Genomic DNA, 17,358 nt, shown 5'->3' with positions numbered 1-17,358 from the left:
AATTATGAAATTTAATTTTACAATAATAGTATGCTTTTTACTGCTGTTCAGCTGTAGCGACGACTTTCTTGATAAAGAACCATTATCCGATGTAACAGAGAATAATTTCTTTCTTAAGGCAAGTGATTTGCAGCTGTATACCAACGGCTTCTACAGAATGTTCCCCAGCACCTCAATTTATAATGGTGATGCGATGGCCGACAATATTATCTCTACCACGTTAAGTGATGAAATGCGTGGCGCAAGAACTATTCCTACCACCGGTGGTGGATGGGATTGGGGCTATCTAAGGGATATCAATTATTTATTGGAAAATTATGAGCGTTGCGAAGATGAAGCGGCCAAGCGGCATTTTAGCGGAGTAGCCTATTTTTTCAGGGCGTATTTCTATTTTCAAAAGTTGAAGCGCTTTGGTGAGGTTCCTTTTTATGAAACTACCCTGAGTGCCGATGATATGGAAAGTCTTCAAGCCCCTAGGGAAACTAGGCAGTTCATTACCGATAGAATTTTGGAGGATTTGGATAGGGCCATCACCAATCTTAATGAGGAAGTACAGGCCTATCGCATCACTAAGTACAGTGCGCTCGCCCTTAAATCGAGGGTAGGCCTTTATGAGGGTACTTTTGAGAAATACCGTGATATTTCAGGATATGAAACCTATCTGAATGCAAGTGTCGATGCTTCATTGCAACTGATGCAAAATTCACCCTATTCCGTTTATAGTACGGGGAACATCGAGATGGATTATATGGAACTTTTTAATTCTCATGATGCCCAAACAAGTGAGATGATTTTAAGTCGACAGTTCACTCAGACGGTCGCCGTTGACCATAATGTTAATTATTATACAACGACATCCTCGTATGGTAGACCCGGAATGCCAAAAGATTTGGTCAACAGCTATCTGATGGTTGATGGTTCGCGATTTACAGATATACTCAATTACAACCAAGTATTGTTTGCCGATGAGGTTGCAAATAGAGATCCTCGATTGTCCCAAACAATTAGGACCCCTGGTTACATGCGAAAGGGTGAAGCGATGACCTTGGCGCCCAATTTGGGTGCGACCATGACGGGCTATCAATTGACCAAATATGTGACTGAGCCTGTATATGATACCAATGATGAATCGATTACCGATTTACCGATTTTAAGATTCGGTGAGGTGCTTTTGAATTTTGCCGAGGCGAAGGCAGAACTAGGTACTTTGACACAGGCTGATCTTGATGCATCCATTCAATTGTTGAGAAATAGGGTAGGCATGCCCCCGATGGATCTAACGGAATCCAATAATTCGCCTGATAGCTTTATCGAAGCACAATACCCAACTCTGGCCGGTGCTAACAAAGGTATTATTCTAGAATTGAGAAGAGAGCGCCGAATCGAACTGTATATGGAAGACCACCGATGGGATGACATTGTAAGATGGAAATCGGGACAGACCCTTACGCAGCCCTTGCGCGGGCTCTATTTTCCAGGAGCAGGTGAATACGATATGGATCAAGACGGTACTATCGATGTGGTTTTATACGATGGTACAGAACCTGCGGGACAAACCCAAGGAGTACAGTATATCAAGATCAATTCAGACATTTTCTTTGATGAGAATAACTTGATTGACCCACAACCGGATTTTAATAATAGAACATTCGACGAAGAGCGTGATTATCTATATCCGCTGCCAAGGGTAGAATTACAATTGAACCCGAATTTAGAACAAAACCCAGGTTGGGAATAACACGAAAATGAGAAGAATAATCATAACACTTTTGCTGGTAGCCCCGATGTTTGTTTCGGGGCAATCGGTAAATTCAATAAAGGCGATGACCTTTAACGTTCGATACGCCAATCCTAAAGACGGAATCAATATTTGGGAAAATAGAAGGGATTGGGTAGCGGAGAGTATCAATTTCTTTGAGGTGGATGTTTTTGGTGCCCAAGAAGTGATTGAAAGCCAATTAAAAGATTTAGTCGAAAGGCTTCCCGATTATACCCATGTGGGTATCGGTAGAAATGGAGGTTCTGAAGGCGAATTTTGTCCTGTTTTTTACCGAAAGGAAATTTTTGAGTTATTGGAGAGCGATACGTTTTGGCTTTCTGAAACACCGGAAAAGACCAATTCAAAAGGGTGGGACGCCGCATTGCCCAGAATCGTAACTTGGGTTAAACTACGACATAAAGCTAATGGGCATGAATTTTATTTTTTCAATACCCATTTTGATCATAGAGGGGAGAAGGCACAATTCGAGAGTGCTAAATTGCTTCGTAAGCAAATTGCCAAGATTGCAGGTGACATACCCTTTTTGGTGACTGGTGATTTCAATATTCCACCTTCGAATGGTGCCTATAAAGAGCTGGTTGACACGAATACTGGAGCAATTGGTATCAACGATACTCACGAAGTGGCCCAAAAAACTTACGGCCCTACCTATACGTTTAACGGGTTCGCTTTAGAGCCCGACCAAACACGAGAAAGAATCGATTATATATTTTGTAGTGATAAGGTTGAGGTGAAAAAGCACCACACCCTTGACGGACAAAGGGGAGGTGATTTCATATCAGATCACTTTCCGATAATGGCAATTGTTAGTTTGCGTTAGTTTCATTTTTCTGATGTCGCCCCATTTAGGGGCGACATCTATTTTAATAGGTCTAACCATTTCATAACCTATTTATAAAATCTAAATGGCCATATACGAATTAGGTACTTGTAATTTAGATGGCCAATACCACCCATTAGATGAACAGCCAAATTTCTGATAGACAACTGATAGACGGAATTAAGCGGGGAGACAATGTTTCTTTTCAAATGGTCTACAACAAATATTTTGACCGATTATATAGGTATTCACAGGCAATGATAACTGACGGCCAACTGAGTGAAGATATTATTCAAGAACTCTTTACCACTCTTTGGATGAAGCGAAGTCATTTGAATATCGTCAACTTAGAGGCTTATTTAGTAACGGCTCTTCGACATAAAATCATCAATGTTTATCGCAATAATAGATACGTCGATTTAGATGAGACCATCATTGAAGCATTGCCAGGGGTCAATGAAATTGAAGAAAAGCAAAAGGAGACCGATTTAGAATCAGAGTTTAAAAATCTATTAAGCCGTTTGCCGCGAAAATGTAGAAACGTTTTCTATTTAAGTCGAATAAAGAATTACCGTAACAAAGAAATTGCCGAAGAACTCGACATTTCTATACGTACCGTTGAAACGCATATTAGCAATGCCCTTCAATATTTTAAGGTGTATTAGAAGAGTACAGATTTAGACGAACCAAAGGTACAGAAATAAAAAAACCACCAACGAAAGTTGGTGGTTTTTACATAAGTGGCCGTTTGGTTAATAGCCGTTGTTATCGCTTCCTAAACTAGGATTTCTCTGTAGTTCAGGCCCTGGTAAGGGTAATAACATGTGTTTTTGTTGAATTTGTTTTCCGTTTTCAGTGGTGTGTCCAACAGCAGCCACGAAAGAGATGGTTCCAGGAGCATCAGCTACAGGAAATTGACCTGTACGAACGATGTCGAACCAGTTTCTAAATTCGAAAACCAATTCTCTATGTCTTTCCTTCCAAACCTCTTCAACGAAAGCATCGGTACCCAAACCTGACAATTCAGAAGTAATAGTGGTCGCATCGGTCGTCCAATAAGCTCTACCACGTACTTGTGCCAAATAATCAACTGCATTCGCGTTTACACCACTTGACATGGCAATCGCTTCGGCAGCGATCAACAATACATCTGAGTAGCTATACACTGCGAAATCTTTGCCTGAGTTGGCAGTTTCAAAAATTGCGGTGTCATCGTGCCATACGAAAGGAGCAGTTTCGAAAGTCTGACCTGTTGGTAGGTAAGTACTGTGAAAGAACTGTCTTTCTTGCGCCCTAAGATCAATATCGGAATTATAGAAATTCAAGAATTGATCAGAAGGTTGGTAGGCACCGTTGGTAATATCGTACAATACTTCTGAAGCCAAAGCTACAGGATAAGAGTATCTTGGATATACGGCCGTACCGATTTCTGGATCGTACTCTTTGATGTAAATATGCTCGCTAGCAGATGCATCTGACTTTCTGATCTTGTTATAAGCAGAATTCTCAAAGTCTATAGCTCCATCAACTTCATCGTGCTGAACCAATGCATAAGAACCATATTCACCATTGATAATGTCTTGCGCCAAGCCAGCTGCATCGGCATACCTATCAACGTTCAAAGGATTACCGCTCATAGTCAAATAAACGTCAGCAAGTAACGTGGCCACGGCACCTGCAGTTACCCTTTTACCGTTATCGACCATGGTTGTTTTGGGTAAGTTACCTTGCTCCAAAGCATCGGTAAGATCAGACTCTATCAAACCGTAAACATCGGCGATAGGGCTTCTTTCCAAATAAAGACCATCCAACGATTCGTAAGGCTCGGTAGTCAAAGGCACTGGCCCAAACCATCTTACCAAATAGTAATAAGCAAAAGCTCTAAAGAATTTGGCTTCGGCAATTAGTTGGTTACGCTGAGCATCCGTTAGGTCTGGAGTCTCAGGAATGTATTTAATGGCGTTATTGGCCCTTGAGATACCTAGATAAAGTTCTCTCCACCTATCCTGCAAATAACCTCCGATGTTATCACCGTTCAGGGTCAATTGTTGCGTGTTGCTTACATGTAATTCTTGACCTGCGTACTCATTGGTGAAGAAACCGCTCATATAAGCGCCCAACATTAATGGGGTACCACTATATACACCACCATCGGTAAGGTTAGGTGCGCCGTTTCTGTATAAGGAGTTAACTGCACTATAGGCCTGATCGGGCTCAGAAAAGAACTGGTCAGAGCTCAATTCGCTTAGCGGTTCCTCTTCAAGGAAATCGTCACATGACCCCAATAAAACGAGTCCTATTAAACAAGCTATATATTTAATTTTCATGATGTTTTCTTTTTTAAGCATTAAAATTTAAGGCTACAACCCAAGGTGAAAGTTCTTGGTTTTGGGTACTGGAAGAAAAAAATATTCTGTCCCCACTGGTTATTGTCCCAAGAAGAAGCTTCCGGATCATATCCTTGGAAGTCTTTTGAATGGATTACAAAAGCATTCTCCAAACTTGCGTAAACCCTAAGGCTATTGAAACCGAATAGATCTAAGAATTGCTGATCGAAATTGTAACCTAAAGAGAAAAGGTTACCTCTAATGTAAGACCCGTCAACTACCCATCTGCTGTCAACCTGGCTGTTCTGCCCGGCGTAAGCTTGGTTTCTGATTTCCTGAACCATGGTGTTCTGATTGTCCTCGGTCCATCCGTCATAAAGAATACTTGCCAAACCGTTGGCGATACCTGAACGGTCTTCAGTAGAGTGGTAGTACTGCTGCATGATTTCAACACCGGCAACAAATTGAATATCGGCCGTGAAGTCAAAATTCTTATATCTAAAGTTGTTGATAAAGCTACCGGTAACATCAGGTAAACCTTTACCAAGAATTCTCTTATCAGCAGAACGCTTAGCTTCACCAGGTACTGCACCCACTTCAGCAGCTTCAGCTACTTCGTCGGTTCCCCAAGTGCCCAATCGCTCATAGCCATAGAATGAACTTAGAGATTCACCTACACGAAGGATTGTCTGGCTACCTGATACCCAAAACGGACCTGGCTCGATATCCTCATCATTTTCACCCAAACTCTCGATGGTGTTCTTGTTGTAGTTCATGTTGAATGAAGATTCCCATCCGAAATCGGTACCACGAATAATTTCTCCAGAAACCATGGCCTCGATACCTTTGTTGGAAACAGAACCGATATTATCTCTTACAGAGGTAAACCCTGAAGTATAAGGTACCGGTCTATCTAACAATAGATCTTTGGTCAATTTGTCGTAGTAATCGAATTCAAAACGTAAACGGTAATTGAAGGCCGCTAAATCAAGACCTATATCAAACTGGCTTGTCTTTTCCCATTCCAAACCTGGGTTGGCCAATCTGTTAACAGAACTAGAGCTAACACGGGTACCGTTCAACAAAACAGTTCCGGCAGAAACGGTTGCCAAAGAGCTGTAAGGAGGAATTTCAGTGTTACCGGTGATACCGTAACTACCACGTAATTTCAAACGGTTGATGAACTCAAGGTTCTCCATGAACGATTCTTCATTGATATTCCAACCAGCACCGATGGATGGGAAGAAACCATACTTGTTGTCTTTACCGAACCTTGAAGAACCATCGGCCCTTGCGGTCAAAGTAATCAGATATTTGTCATCAAAAGTATAACCGGCCCTTACGAAGTACGAGTTCAATGCCCATTCTTCAGTAGCAGATTCGGGTGCGCTAGGGTTACTGGCAGAACCGATATTGTTGTACTTGAAGAAATCATCGCTAAACCCTCTTGCGAAGATAGTAGAAGACTCGTACTGACGCTCTTGCCAGCTTAAACCTAACATGGTGTTGATTCTGTGCTTACCAAAATCATTGGTGTATGTCAAGTAATTTTCTTGCTGCCAGTAGGTGCTTTTTTCGTTGAATATTCTACCAAAGCCATCAGGTGCTGAAATGTTGACCAAATCTCTTGGAGAGTATTCTTTTTTATTTCTGATGTTCTTATCAAAACCGAATTGGGTTCTGAAGTCAAGACCAGGTAGAATGTTGAAGTTAACGTAGAAGTTACCGAACAACTGGTTTCTTTCCCAGAAACGTTCTTGTGTTTCCAATACGTGAACAGGGTTGGCCATAGACTCCAAGTTATAGGCATCTGAAATCATTTGGCTATTGCTCCATGTTCCATCAGGGAATTTTACCGGAAAGATAGGAGGCATCTCGATCATCGTTCTACGTGGTACTTGACCACCGCCACCTTCTTCGAATTCAGTATCCTTCACATCGTTCACCATAAGGTTTACACCGATTTTCAACCAATCTTTAGGTGTAACATCATAGGCAATCTTACCGCTGATACGGTCTAACTTGTTGTTCAACATGATACCTTCAACGTGAGAATAGTTAAGGAAAACCCCCACAGAAGATTTCTCGTTACCCTGCTGAACCGATAATTGGTGGTTGGTTGAAAAGGCAGTTCTAGTAGCCTCATCTTGCCAATCGGTATCATATAATGGGTTGCCATTAGCATCAAATAGATTCGGATCGTTCGTAGTAAATACCGGAGCTGGAGAATCAGGACGGTATTTTGGAGTGTTCTCCATACCTGTTCTAACAACCTCTAGCCACTCATCTGCATTTAAAAGGTCCATCTTTTTACGAATGCTTCCAACGCTGATAAAGCCATCATAACCAATGGTTACTTTTCCTTCTTGACCACCTCTTTTGGTAGTGATCAAAACAACACCGTTGGCACCACGCGCACCATAAATAGAAGCAGAGGAAGCATCTTTAAGAACCTCCATACGCTCAATATCGTTAGGGTTGATGAACTTAATATCATCCATTACAACACCATCCACTACATAAAGAGGGTCAGATGAAGAGTTGATGGTTCCCACACCACGAATTACGATTCTTGGTGATCCCGTAGGAGAACCAGAGTTCAAGAACACATTCACACCGGCAACCTTACCTCTCATACCTTGAAGGGCGTTATTTACCGGAGCTTTTAAAAGATCTTCGCTGCTTACCGCGCTTACGGCACCAGTAAGGTCAGATTTTCTTTGAGTACCATAACCGACTACGACAACCTCTTCAAGGGCGTCAACGTTTTCCTCAAGGGTAACATTGATGGTCTGCTCGCTTTGAACCTCAACTTCTTTGGTAGTAAAGCCGATGTAACTGAAAGAAAGAACATCACCGGTATCTGCCATGATACTATAATTACCATCAAAATCGGTAGCAGTACCTTTTGAAGTGCCTTTCACCACAACGGAAACACCCGGTATTGGGGTACCCGCATTATCGGTAACAACCCCTTGAACAGTAAATTGTACATTGGTCTGAATGAGCTCGTTGATTTTTTGCGGGCTCAAGACCGAAGGCAGTTTATCTACTTGCCCGTTCAATAGGTTTTCGATTTTTTCTTTTATTTCCGGGCTGTCTTTAGGAAATAAAATGATTTGATCACGAACGAAACTAAAATCAATGTTCGAATCTTCGAAAAGAGCTTCCAGTACTTCTGAAAGATTCTTGTTCTCGACATTCAAAGACTGCTTTTTGTAGACGTCAATGATACTGTTGTTGTAAAAAAAGCTGAATTCGCTTTTGCGCTCGATTTCGTTGAGTATCTTCTTTAGCCTTACGTTGTTTAACTCTAACGAGATGTTTTGGGCATTGACCTCAGAAGCAAATAATTTGCCCAGAGTAATGGCCACTAAGACGACGTAGATTTTCATTATCCTGATAATAGGGACCTTTGAAAAAAAATGATCCTTTTTTTCCATAATTTTGAATAGTTTAAGTTGTTTAATTACTAGGTAGTTAAATAATTTTCCAAAGAGGAGGGTGTTGCCGCACTTTCCTCTTCTTTTTTTGTTAGTTTCTATTTATTCATATACAAGGTGATTTTATTATTGTTCTTTTTATAAAGTATGGGTGATGAAACCTCAAAGAGGTCCATAATCTGTTCTATAGAAAGGTTGTCGAAAGTTCCCGTGTACTCATAATTCATTATTTCGGGTGATTCGACCGAAATCGATATGCTGAACCTTCTCTGTAAATCACGTATGACCTGATGAATCGGGGTTTCGTCGTAGACCAATTTTCCCAATCGCCAAGCGGTCAAGTTTTCCGTTTCTACTTTGTCGACAATCAACTTGTCTTCGTTCTTGTCATAGGTGGCCCTTTGCGAAGGGTTAAGCACTACGGTCTTATGGTCTTTTTCTTCTACTACCCTGACCTTCCCGGAAACCAAGGTGGTTTCTACATTTTGGTCTTCAGGGTACGACTTTACGTTGAAAGTAGTGCCCAATACCTGAATTTTCATTCCGTTATCGGTTGAAACAATAAAAGGCCTGTCGGAATCATGGGTAACATCAAAGAAAGCTTCGCCGCTTAGGCTTACTTCTCGAATCGTATCTGAAAACGTCTGAGGAAATGATAAGGAAGTGTTCGCGTTCAGTGTTATTTTAGATCCGTCGGGTAATTCAATCGTTCTATTCTCACCAATGGCCGTAGCGGTTTGTACTATTTGCGGTATGGTGACCTCACTAGGTTTCTCTGATGGCAAGAATAAAAAGGATAGTGAGAAAAGCACTAATACTACAGCTGCATAGCCAAGTAATTGGTATAAATTATTTCTCCTGCGTTTTGCGGTATTTAGGGAATCGGGTTCGGAAGACCTCAAAAGCCGAGCAACATGTTCAGCTTTCATTTTGTTGTAACGTTGCTGTTGCTGCGGATTTTTCAGGAGCCATTTTATGACTTCCTGCTTTCGGTTGCCCGAAAGTTTTCCTTCAATTAAGGCTTTAATATCCCTTTTGTTCATTTTGGTCAGAGGTCAGTGTTCATTAACTAGACGCAATAATCAATGATACCCCCTAGTCGAAAAAAGAAAATTTAGAATAAAAATAGAGGAAGGTACTCCTTTAAGGCAGTTTTGAGCTCTCGTAAGGCCTTGGTGATATGGTTTTCTACCGTTTTTGTAGAAATCTCCATTTCTTTTGAAATCTGCTTATGTGCCAAACCATCTATTCTACTTTTTTGAAATACTCTTTTGCATTTCTCGGGTAGGTCTTGAATGGTATTATCGACCAGATGTTGAAGCTCGTCTGCTATAATATTGGATGCTGCATCATCGGCAAGGGCCGAGTAGTTGAGCCAATACTCTTGCTGGTCTGCACTTAATTCTTTTGATAGCTTGTTTTTGCGCGCTCTTAGGTAATCTAGACAGGCATTGCGCGTCATGCTATAGACATAGGCGGTAAAGTTAGACTTTACGTTTAGCTTGTCTTTTTTCTCCCAAAGTTTGATCAATACATCGTGAACAATCTCTTCTACGTCTTCTTTTGAAGAGATGTAGCTGTTCGCGATAACAAACAATTTGGGTTTATAGAATTTGTACATAGTGTTAAAATCGTCTTCACCACTATGAGGAGAGGAAGTTTTGATTTTAACATTCTGCGAATATTCTGGCATCATATTTTTCGGATACGAAACAATTTGCGGCGGCAATTTACAAATTCTTAATTAACGAGAAGATTACTTTCTGTGAGGTTTCTTATGAGTCGCATTTTTAAGTGTTAAAATTGTGTGTTGCGTCTGGGGAGGAGAGGAATGAATTATTCTAAAATAGAATATGAAGGATTAAGTGCAGGTTCCTTCAAATCAATGTCTAAAAGGTGTTTTCAGCTTTTTTGATTTGTAATTCTCTAGGTGTGTTGAATAAAGAAGCCTATTTTAGTCACCAATACCAACCCTACCAAAGTTATTTAGTCATGACCTCCATTTTTGATAAATCGTATTTATTCTGTTTACTCTTTCTATCCGCCAGCTATTACGCCTGCGCCCAAAAGGCAGAACCTACTAAACCTAATGTGATAGTCATTTTAACCGATGACCAAGGTTCGATAGACCTAAACTCTTATGGAGCAAAAGACCTATACACCCCGAATATGGACAGGCTTGCCAAAGAAGGTGTGCGATTTACACAATTTTATGCCGGAGCCCCCGTCTGCTCACCGTCGAGGGCGGCATTGCTGACAGGAAAAACTAATTTACGTGCAGGTCTCCCAAATAATGTGCCGATTCCGGAGAAGGCTGAAGCGACCGGTCAATATGGTTTGCCGACTGAAGAGATTACCATGGCAGAAATACTAAAAGATAATGGTTACCGCACGGCATTGATTGGTAAGTGGCATTTGGGGCATAGACCTCAGAATCTGCCCAACGGACAAGGGTTTGATTATTTTTTTGGTCATCAGAGGGGTTGTATCGATAACTTTTCCCATTTCTTTTTTTGGGATGGCCCGAACAAACATGACCTTTACCGAAATTCGGAAGAAGTATATTATTCCGGCCAGCATTTTTCCGACTTGATGGTTGATGAAATAAAAGGTTTCATTGGTCAAGAAAATAAAGAGCCATTTTTTATTTATTGGGCTTTTAATGCGCCCCATTATCCCTACCAAGGAAACAAAAAATGGTTAGATCATTACAGTAATCTTACAACACCGAGAAAGGAATATGCCGCTTTTGTGTCCAGCACCGATGAGAAAATTGGTGAAGTACTCGATTATTTGGATGAGGAAGAGATGACCCAAAATACGATTGTAATCTTTCAATCGGATCATGGGCATTCCCTTGAAGAAAGAGCTTTTTGGGGAGGTGGTAATTCAGGGCCTTATCGGGGAAGTAAGTTTAGTATGTTTGAAGGTGGTATACGAGTCCCGGCTATCATTAGATATCCTCAAATGATTCCGGCGGGTGAGGTAAGAAACCAACTCGCCATGGAAATGGATTGGTTTAGTACCGTGGCCGAACTCACTGGCTCAAAAATAGAAGAGAAGGTTGATGGCAAAAGTTTGATGCCCATCATTAAAAATGAAAAGCTAGAAACGGCACACGAGACGGTGCATTGGCAGTTGGGCAGCTATGACGATAAGAATGCGCAATGGGTCGTGAGAAAGGGACCATGGAAGCTCATTGGTAATGTTAACGAACCGATGGGGAAGGAAAAAAGCGTCAAATTACCCGAGCTTTATTTGGTGAATCTTGATGATGATATTTCTGAGAGAAACAATCTGGTAGACTCTAAGCCTGAAATAGTAAATGAGCTTTTAAAATTGCACAGCGATTGGATTGCTTCGGTACGAGAGGAGAGGGGTAAATGAAAGTTTATCTTGAGAGCTAAGATCGAGCTTCATAATCTTCTTTAACGGTTTTTGCCTAGAAATTAAAAGAGGAGATTGCCCTCAACCTTTGTTTAAAATACTTAGGAGAATCTTTTTTACTTCTTTGGCTAGAAAATCTAAACTAGGCTTTATCGGTAAGTTGATTACCAAAAATTAAGAGCATAATACTGGTATATTGTTCCCCAAGGCGATTTTTGAGAATTACAAATGCCTTGGTCATTTGGGCTTCGACTGTTTTTATTGAAATGTTTAGATAGCTAGCGATTTCGCTGTTTGTCAGTCCTTCTTTTTTACTCAAAATGAAAACTTTTTGGCATTTTGGTGGAAGTTTTTTTATCTCGTTATTAACCAAATCGATCATTTTGGCAATAACATTGTCATCACTCTCTTCAATAGTTTGATGGGTAAATTCCAAGTATTTTTGATGGAGTAAAAAGACGGCTTTGTTTTTTTGATAATGGTTTAGAAACTCGTTGTAAACACATTTATAAAGAAAACTTCTAATAGAAAATTCTGCATTCAGCTTTTTTCTTGATTTCCAAGTTTTTAAAAATACATTTTGAACGATGTCCTGGGCACTGGAAGGTTCGTGTGTCAACGAAATGGCATAAGCGTTAAGCTGTCTATGATATTTTTTAAGCAAGAACATATAGGCTTTTTCATTGCCTTCAATTAATGCTTTTACTAAAGTACTGTTGTCCTCAAAATTCATTTGTTGTGGGTATTTCACAAATAAACAATAAAAATTATGCGATTATGAAAAAAAAAACAAAAATATGTTAGGGTATTGTAAATGTCACTTGTAGTATTAAAAAGACTAGTTGATAAATGCTGCCTCCGAATATTGAAAATAGCATCATAAAGTATTTCGCTCAATCTGCCGATGTCGATGATTTAGACCTATTGAACAATTGGTTGAAAGATGAAAACAATCAAAAGGTATTTAAGGAGTACGTTAAGACCAATTTTGCAATCACTATAGCAATGCACGACCCAAATCTTGATAAGATAAAAGATGAGCTTTTAAAACAGATAAAAATTGATTCGAAACCTGTTTATAGGGTGCGATTCAATGAATATTTAAAGTATGCTGCCATAGCTATCGTTTTTCTGGCACTTGGCTTTTTACTGAAAAAAGATGTTTTCGTAAGTGTAGAAGAACCAGTAGTTGTACCAAGAGAAAATGCGATTACTTTAAAATTAGGTAATGGTCAAGTTCGTGTTCTAGCCGAAAAAGATAGTTCACAAGTCATTGATAAAAACGGAACGGTAGTAGGACATCAAAAAGGAAATGAAATCACCTATGAAGAAAAGGGTTACCCTGCTATAGAAAAAAATACGCTATCCGTTCCAAACGGAAAGAAGTTCTCCATTACGCTATCAGATGGGACAAAAGTTCATTTGAATGCGGGTAGTTCACTAACATATCCCACCGGTTTTCAATCTAGTGAGAATCGAAAGGTTGATTTGATAGGTGAAGCTTTTTTTGAGGTAGCTCATGACAGTTCTAGAAAGTTTATGGTGAATTCTCAAGAACTTAGTGTTAGCGTTTATGGTACCAGGTTTAATGTATCTAACTATCCTGAAGATGAAAAATACGAAGTTGTGCTTGTAGATGGTTCGGTTAGTGTTGCTAGTACAGATTCTACAAATGCCAATAATGGCCTAGAAGAGTTTTTAGAACCGGGCTTTATGGCTACGATAGAGAAAAGTGATAACGCCTACCAATCTCGAAAAGTGAATACAGAACTATATACTTCATGGATGCAGGGTAATCTTGTTTTTAGGGATGAGACTTTCGAAAACATCATCAGAAAATTAGAAAGGCACTATAATGTAGTGGTCATTAATAATAATACATCAATCTCAAAAGAGACTTTCAATGCTACGGTTGAGACCGAGTATGAAACCATAGAACAGGTCTTTACCTATTTCAAAAAAGTCTATGATGTTGATTTTACCATAATTGAGAATAAAATAATAATTAACCAAAATTGAGAACATGCGAATAGAACATAAATGACCGACCATATAAAGGCATCTTTACTTAAGTGCCTAAACTAAAAATCGGAAAATGCTGCAACATTTCCCGATTTAGTGAATGATCACTTTACGTAATCACAAATAAACATTCAAAATTATGAAAAAACCACCAAAGTCGGGAGGTAACGTACCTCTTTGGCGAATTAATTATGAACTAAAAATGAAGTTTTCGCTTCTGTTTTTTCTTACCATAAGTTTTTTAGTTCAGGCAAATTCTTCTTATGCCCAGAGAACTAAAATTTCATTGGACAAAGAGAACACAACCTTAAGAGAAGTTCTTGATGCAATTGAATCCAAGACCGAGTTTAAATTTTTTTACCATACTGATGCAGTCAATCTAGCCCGAAGGGTCACTATAAAAACAAAAAAAGCCACTATAGGCGAGGTTTTAAGAAAATTGTTCAAGGGAGAAGAAACAAGTTATGAACTGGATGATCGTAAAATTCTCTTAAGGAGAAATGAAAAATCGGCGGACCCTGAAAGAAAGGTGTTTGTTTTGCCGGATGAGCAAGAACCTGTTACCGGAAAGGTCACCGATGAAAGTGGTCTGCCCCTTGCAGGCGCCAATATTGTTGAGAAAGGAACTGTTAATGGTACCCAAACCGATTTTGATGGTAATTTTTCGATCATACTCAATGACCCTAGTGCAGAATTAACGGTTTCTTACATTGGTTTTGAAACTCAAGATGTACCTGTAAATGGTCAAAAATCACTAGCTGTAATATTACAGGAAAGTGCAGCAGGTTTAGAAGAAGTGGTAGTAATCGGTTATGGAACTCAAACGAAGAAAGATTTAACCGGTTCTGTTAGTGTTATTGACGGAGCGGCCGTCGAGTCGAGAAGTGTAACCAATGTGTCGAATGCCTTACAGGGTGCTGTAGCTGGTGTTAGTGTTACTAGAAGTGGTTCGGCGCCCGGGTCCGGAAGTAATATTTTGATTCGTGGTGTAACCACTCTTCAAGGAGCCAGTGCCCCTTTGGTTTTAGTTGACAATGTTCCTGTTTCAAATATAGATGATGTGAATCCCGACCAAATCGAAAGCATTTCAATTTTAAAGGACGGAGCTGCTGCGTCTATTTATGGCTCCCGAGCAGCTGCAGGTGTTGTCATTATAACTACAAAAAGAGCCAAGTCGGGCGTCTTTAGTTTAGGCTATAGCGGTGAATATATGGTTAACACACCAACCGAACTTAGAGGTACTGTAAGTGCAATTCCTTATATGCGAATGGATAATGAAAAATCATGGAACGATAATGGGAATGGTGAGAATGAATTTCCCTTGTGGCCTCAAGATTTGATAGAGAATTATCCCGCTCTTAATGCACAAAATCCTGATCAATACCCAGACTTTGATTGGAGGAGTTTGATACTTAGAAAATCTTCATCGGGTTATAGACATAATATTACCATGAGTGGCGGAACTGAAAAACTCAAGACCAATATCAATGTAGGATACGAATTTCAGGACGCCCTATATAATCATCGAGATTGGAAGCGTTATACGGCTAGGGTAAACAACGATATAAAAATCTCAGAAAAGTTTGGTGGTAATGTAGATTTCGCCTTAAAAATCACCAAGGATGATCAACCTGTAATAGATCCTACTTCAAGAGCGATTCAATCAGGTCCGATATATGCGCCAATATGGCAAGATGGAAGAATAGCAGAAAGCAAGTCTGGCGATAATACTTACGCTAGGCTTGTTGATGGAGGATTTTCCTCTAGCGATTCTTATCTGATTTATGGTATGGCAAGTGTTTGGTATAAGCCAATTGAAGAACTTAAGATTTCGGTCAACTTGGCGCCAAATTTTGAATTTAACAAATATAAGTCCTTTAATCGGGCAATACCTTATTGGGCAGCTACAGACCCCGAACAACTGGCCGCCCCGGGTTATATTTCCAATCATAATGAAGCCCAAAGAAGGTTGACCGAACGAAGGGCCAATACCAACACCTTGACGACACAGGCTTTGGTAAATTACGATAAGTCTTTTGGCAATAACAACATTAGTGGTGTTATAGGTTATGAAGAGTTCTCAAATAAATTTGAAAGACTTTCGGTTCAAGGTAATGAATTTGTAAGCAACGATTATCCGTTTTTGAACCAAGCTCCTATAGACAAGGTCTTTAATGAAACTGGCGGTAGCGGAACATCTTTTTCCGAAAATGCCTATTCCTCTTATTTTGGTAGGCTTGAGTATAATTATGATAATACTTATTATTTACAGGGTACGGTGCGAAGAGATGGTTCTTCAAGATTTGGAAAAGACTATCGATGGGGTACTTTCCCATCAGTTTCTTTGGGGTGGGTAATTTCCAATGAAGGTTTCATGCAATCATTAGACCCAGCAATTTCTTTTTTGAAATTCAGGACGTCTTATGGAAGTTTAGGTAACGACAGATTGGGCAATTACCTTTATCAATCGGTTTTGCAATTTAGCGACGTTCTACTCGCCAATGGATCAAATGTTGAAGCCGTTAGGGCTGCTGCGCAACGCTTTCTGGCAATCGAGGATGTAACTTGGGAAACAACTACCTCTTTAAATTTTGGTATCGATCTTAACATGTTCAATAGTAGGTTGTCTTTAACTGCAGATTATTTCAAAAAAGAGACTACAGATATGCTTCTTGATTTAAGTATACCGTCTTTGAGCGGATACGATGATCCAACTGTAAATGTAGGTAGTATGGATTCTGATGGTTGGGAAATCGCCTTGGGATGGAAGGATCAAATAGGAGATTGGAGATATTCTATAACTACGAATTTTTTCGATTCGCAATCGATTATTGGTGATGTTAGGGGAAAAAGAATTTTTGAATATGATGATAGGTTGCTCTCCGAAACTGGTGTTGAATACCAGTCTTGGTATGGCTATCAATCAGATGGGTTGTTTCAAACCCAAGATGAAGTCGATGCTTCACCTGTCACCAGCGATGCTGTTGGTCCAGGTGATATAAAGTATAAAGATATTAGTGGTCCCGAAGGTGTTCCTGATGGCGTTATAAACGAATTGGATCGAACAGTTCTTGATGGTTCTCTACCCCGTTACCAATATGGGGGAACGTTCAACTTGAATTATAAAAATTTTGACTTAGGACTTACTTTTCAGGGTGTAGGAAAGCAGAGTTTTTACTTGGCTCAAAATTATATAAGGCCTTTTCTTGAAACGTGGTTGTCTCCATCTTTTGAGTATGCCGATAGTTACTGGAGTGTTTATAATTCTGCATCGCAAAACCAAAGCGTGAAATACCCTAGGTTGTCTGAAAATGCGTCAAGTAACAACTATCGTTTCTCGGATTATTGGTTGGTAGATGGGTCTTACTTAAGAATAAAGAACCTCACTTTTGGCTATACCCTTCCATCTGATATTTTTGGAGATTCCGGATTCTCAAAATTGAGAATTTACATATCAGGCAATGACATTTTTACATTTGATAACCTTATCGATGGTATCGACCCAGAGCAAAATTTGCGCTTTTCAGGGTATTTAATAAATAAATCTTTCCTGTTAGGGGTCAAAGCTAATTTTTAAGA

Annotated in this window: 11 protein-coding genes; 6 read left to right on the top strand and 5 right to left on the bottom strand. The window is 39.8% G+C overall.

Going from position 1 to position 17,358, the window contains the following annotated elements; genetic code table 11:
* Nucleotides 1–4 precede the first annotated feature (4 nt).
* The 3 genes from IL356_RS00465 to IL356_RS00455 all read left to right on the top strand — a co-directional run bounded on the left by IL356_RS00465 (nt 5) and on the right by IL356_RS00455 (nt 3,265).
* Nucleotides 5–1,738 (top strand): RagB/SusD family nutrient uptake outer membrane protein, encoded by a 1,734-nt coding sequence (locus tag IL356_RS00465; RefSeq protein ID WP_121847743.1) that lies wholly within the window; start codon nt 5–7, stop codon nt 1,736–1,738.
* Between the two features lie 7 nt (nt 1,739–1,745).
* Entirely contained in the window at nt 1,746–2,600 is an 855-nt protein-coding gene (locus IL356_RS00460; RefSeq protein ID WP_121847744.1) for an endonuclease/exonuclease/phosphatase family protein, read from the top strand.
* 140 nt (nt 2,601–2,740) lie between these two features.
* On the top strand, nt 2,741–3,265 hold the full coding sequence (locus IL356_RS00455) for an RNA polymerase sigma factor (RefSeq protein ID WP_121847745.1): 525 nt from the start codon (nt 2,741–2,743) through the stop codon (nt 3,263–3,265).
* 87 nt (nt 3,266–3,352) lie between these two features.
* Here the strand turns inward: IL356_RS00455 and IL356_RS00450 are convergent, their stop codons facing one another.
* The 4 genes from IL356_RS00450 to IL356_RS00435 all read right to left on the bottom strand — a co-directional run bounded on the left by IL356_RS00450 (nt 3,353) and on the right by IL356_RS00435 (nt 10,066).
* A complete protein-coding gene (locus IL356_RS00450) occupies nt 3,353–4,927 on the bottom strand; it encodes a RagB/SusD family nutrient uptake outer membrane protein (protein WP_121850596.1) in 1,575 nt (524 codons plus the stop codon).
* Nucleotides 4,928–4,947: 20 nt separating this feature from the next.
* Nucleotides 4,948–8,322 carry a TonB-dependent receptor gene (locus tag IL356_RS00445; RefSeq protein ID WP_225621353.1) on the bottom strand — a complete coding sequence of 1,125 codons (3,375 nt, stop codon included), beginning with the start codon at nt 8,320–8,322 and terminating at the stop codon, nt 4,948–4,950.
* A 146-nt stretch (nt 8,323–8,468) separates the two neighbouring features.
* The gene (locus IL356_RS00440) at nt 8,469–9,413 is read right to left on the bottom strand and encodes a FecR family protein (protein ID WP_121847746.1); all 945 of its coding nucleotides are present in this window, start codon (nt 9,411–9,413) and stop codon (nt 8,469–8,471) included.
* A gap of 71 nt (nt 9,414–9,484) precedes the next feature.
* Entirely contained in the window at nt 9,485–10,066 is a 582-nt protein-coding gene (locus IL356_RS00435) for an RNA polymerase sigma-70 factor (RefSeq protein WP_162987809.1), read from the bottom strand.
* 296 nt (nt 10,067–10,362) lie between these two features.
* On the opposite strand from IL356_RS00435, the gene IL356_RS00430 reads away from it, so the two are divergent.
* A complete protein-coding gene (locus tag IL356_RS00430) occupies nt 10,363–11,757 on the top strand; it encodes a sulfatase family protein (protein WP_121850598.1) in 1,395 nt (464 codons plus the stop codon).
* Between the two features lie 142 nt (nt 11,758–11,899).
* On the opposite strand, the gene IL356_RS00425 is transcribed toward IL356_RS00430, so the two are convergent.
* A complete protein-coding gene (locus tag IL356_RS00425) occupies nt 11,900–12,490 on the bottom strand; it encodes an RNA polymerase sigma factor (RefSeq protein ID WP_121847748.1) in 591 nt (196 codons plus the stop codon).
* 116 nt (nt 12,491–12,606) lie between these two features.
* Here IL356_RS00425 and IL356_RS00420 point away from each other — a divergent pair, with 116 nt between their 5' ends.
* Nucleotides 12,607–13,776, top strand: a complete 1,170-nt coding sequence (locus IL356_RS00420) for a FecR family protein (protein WP_121847749.1) — start codon at nt 12,607–12,609, stop codon at nt 13,774–13,776.
* Nucleotides 13,777–13,918: 142 nt separating this feature from the next.
* A complete protein-coding gene (locus tag IL356_RS00415) occupies nt 13,919–17,356 on the top strand; it encodes a TonB-dependent receptor (RefSeq protein ID WP_121847750.1) in 3,438 nt (1,145 codons plus the stop codon).
* Nucleotides 17,357–17,358: the final 2 nt, after the last annotated feature.

The organism is Euzebyella marina (assembly GCF_014855515.1).
In the GTDB taxonomy this organism is placed as follows: domain Bacteria; phylum Bacteroidota; class Bacteroidia; order Flavobacteriales; family Flavobacteriaceae; genus Euzebyella; species Euzebyella marina.
Note: the sequence above shows the minus strand (reverse complement) of the source record. Positions and strands in the feature narration are given on the sequence as shown.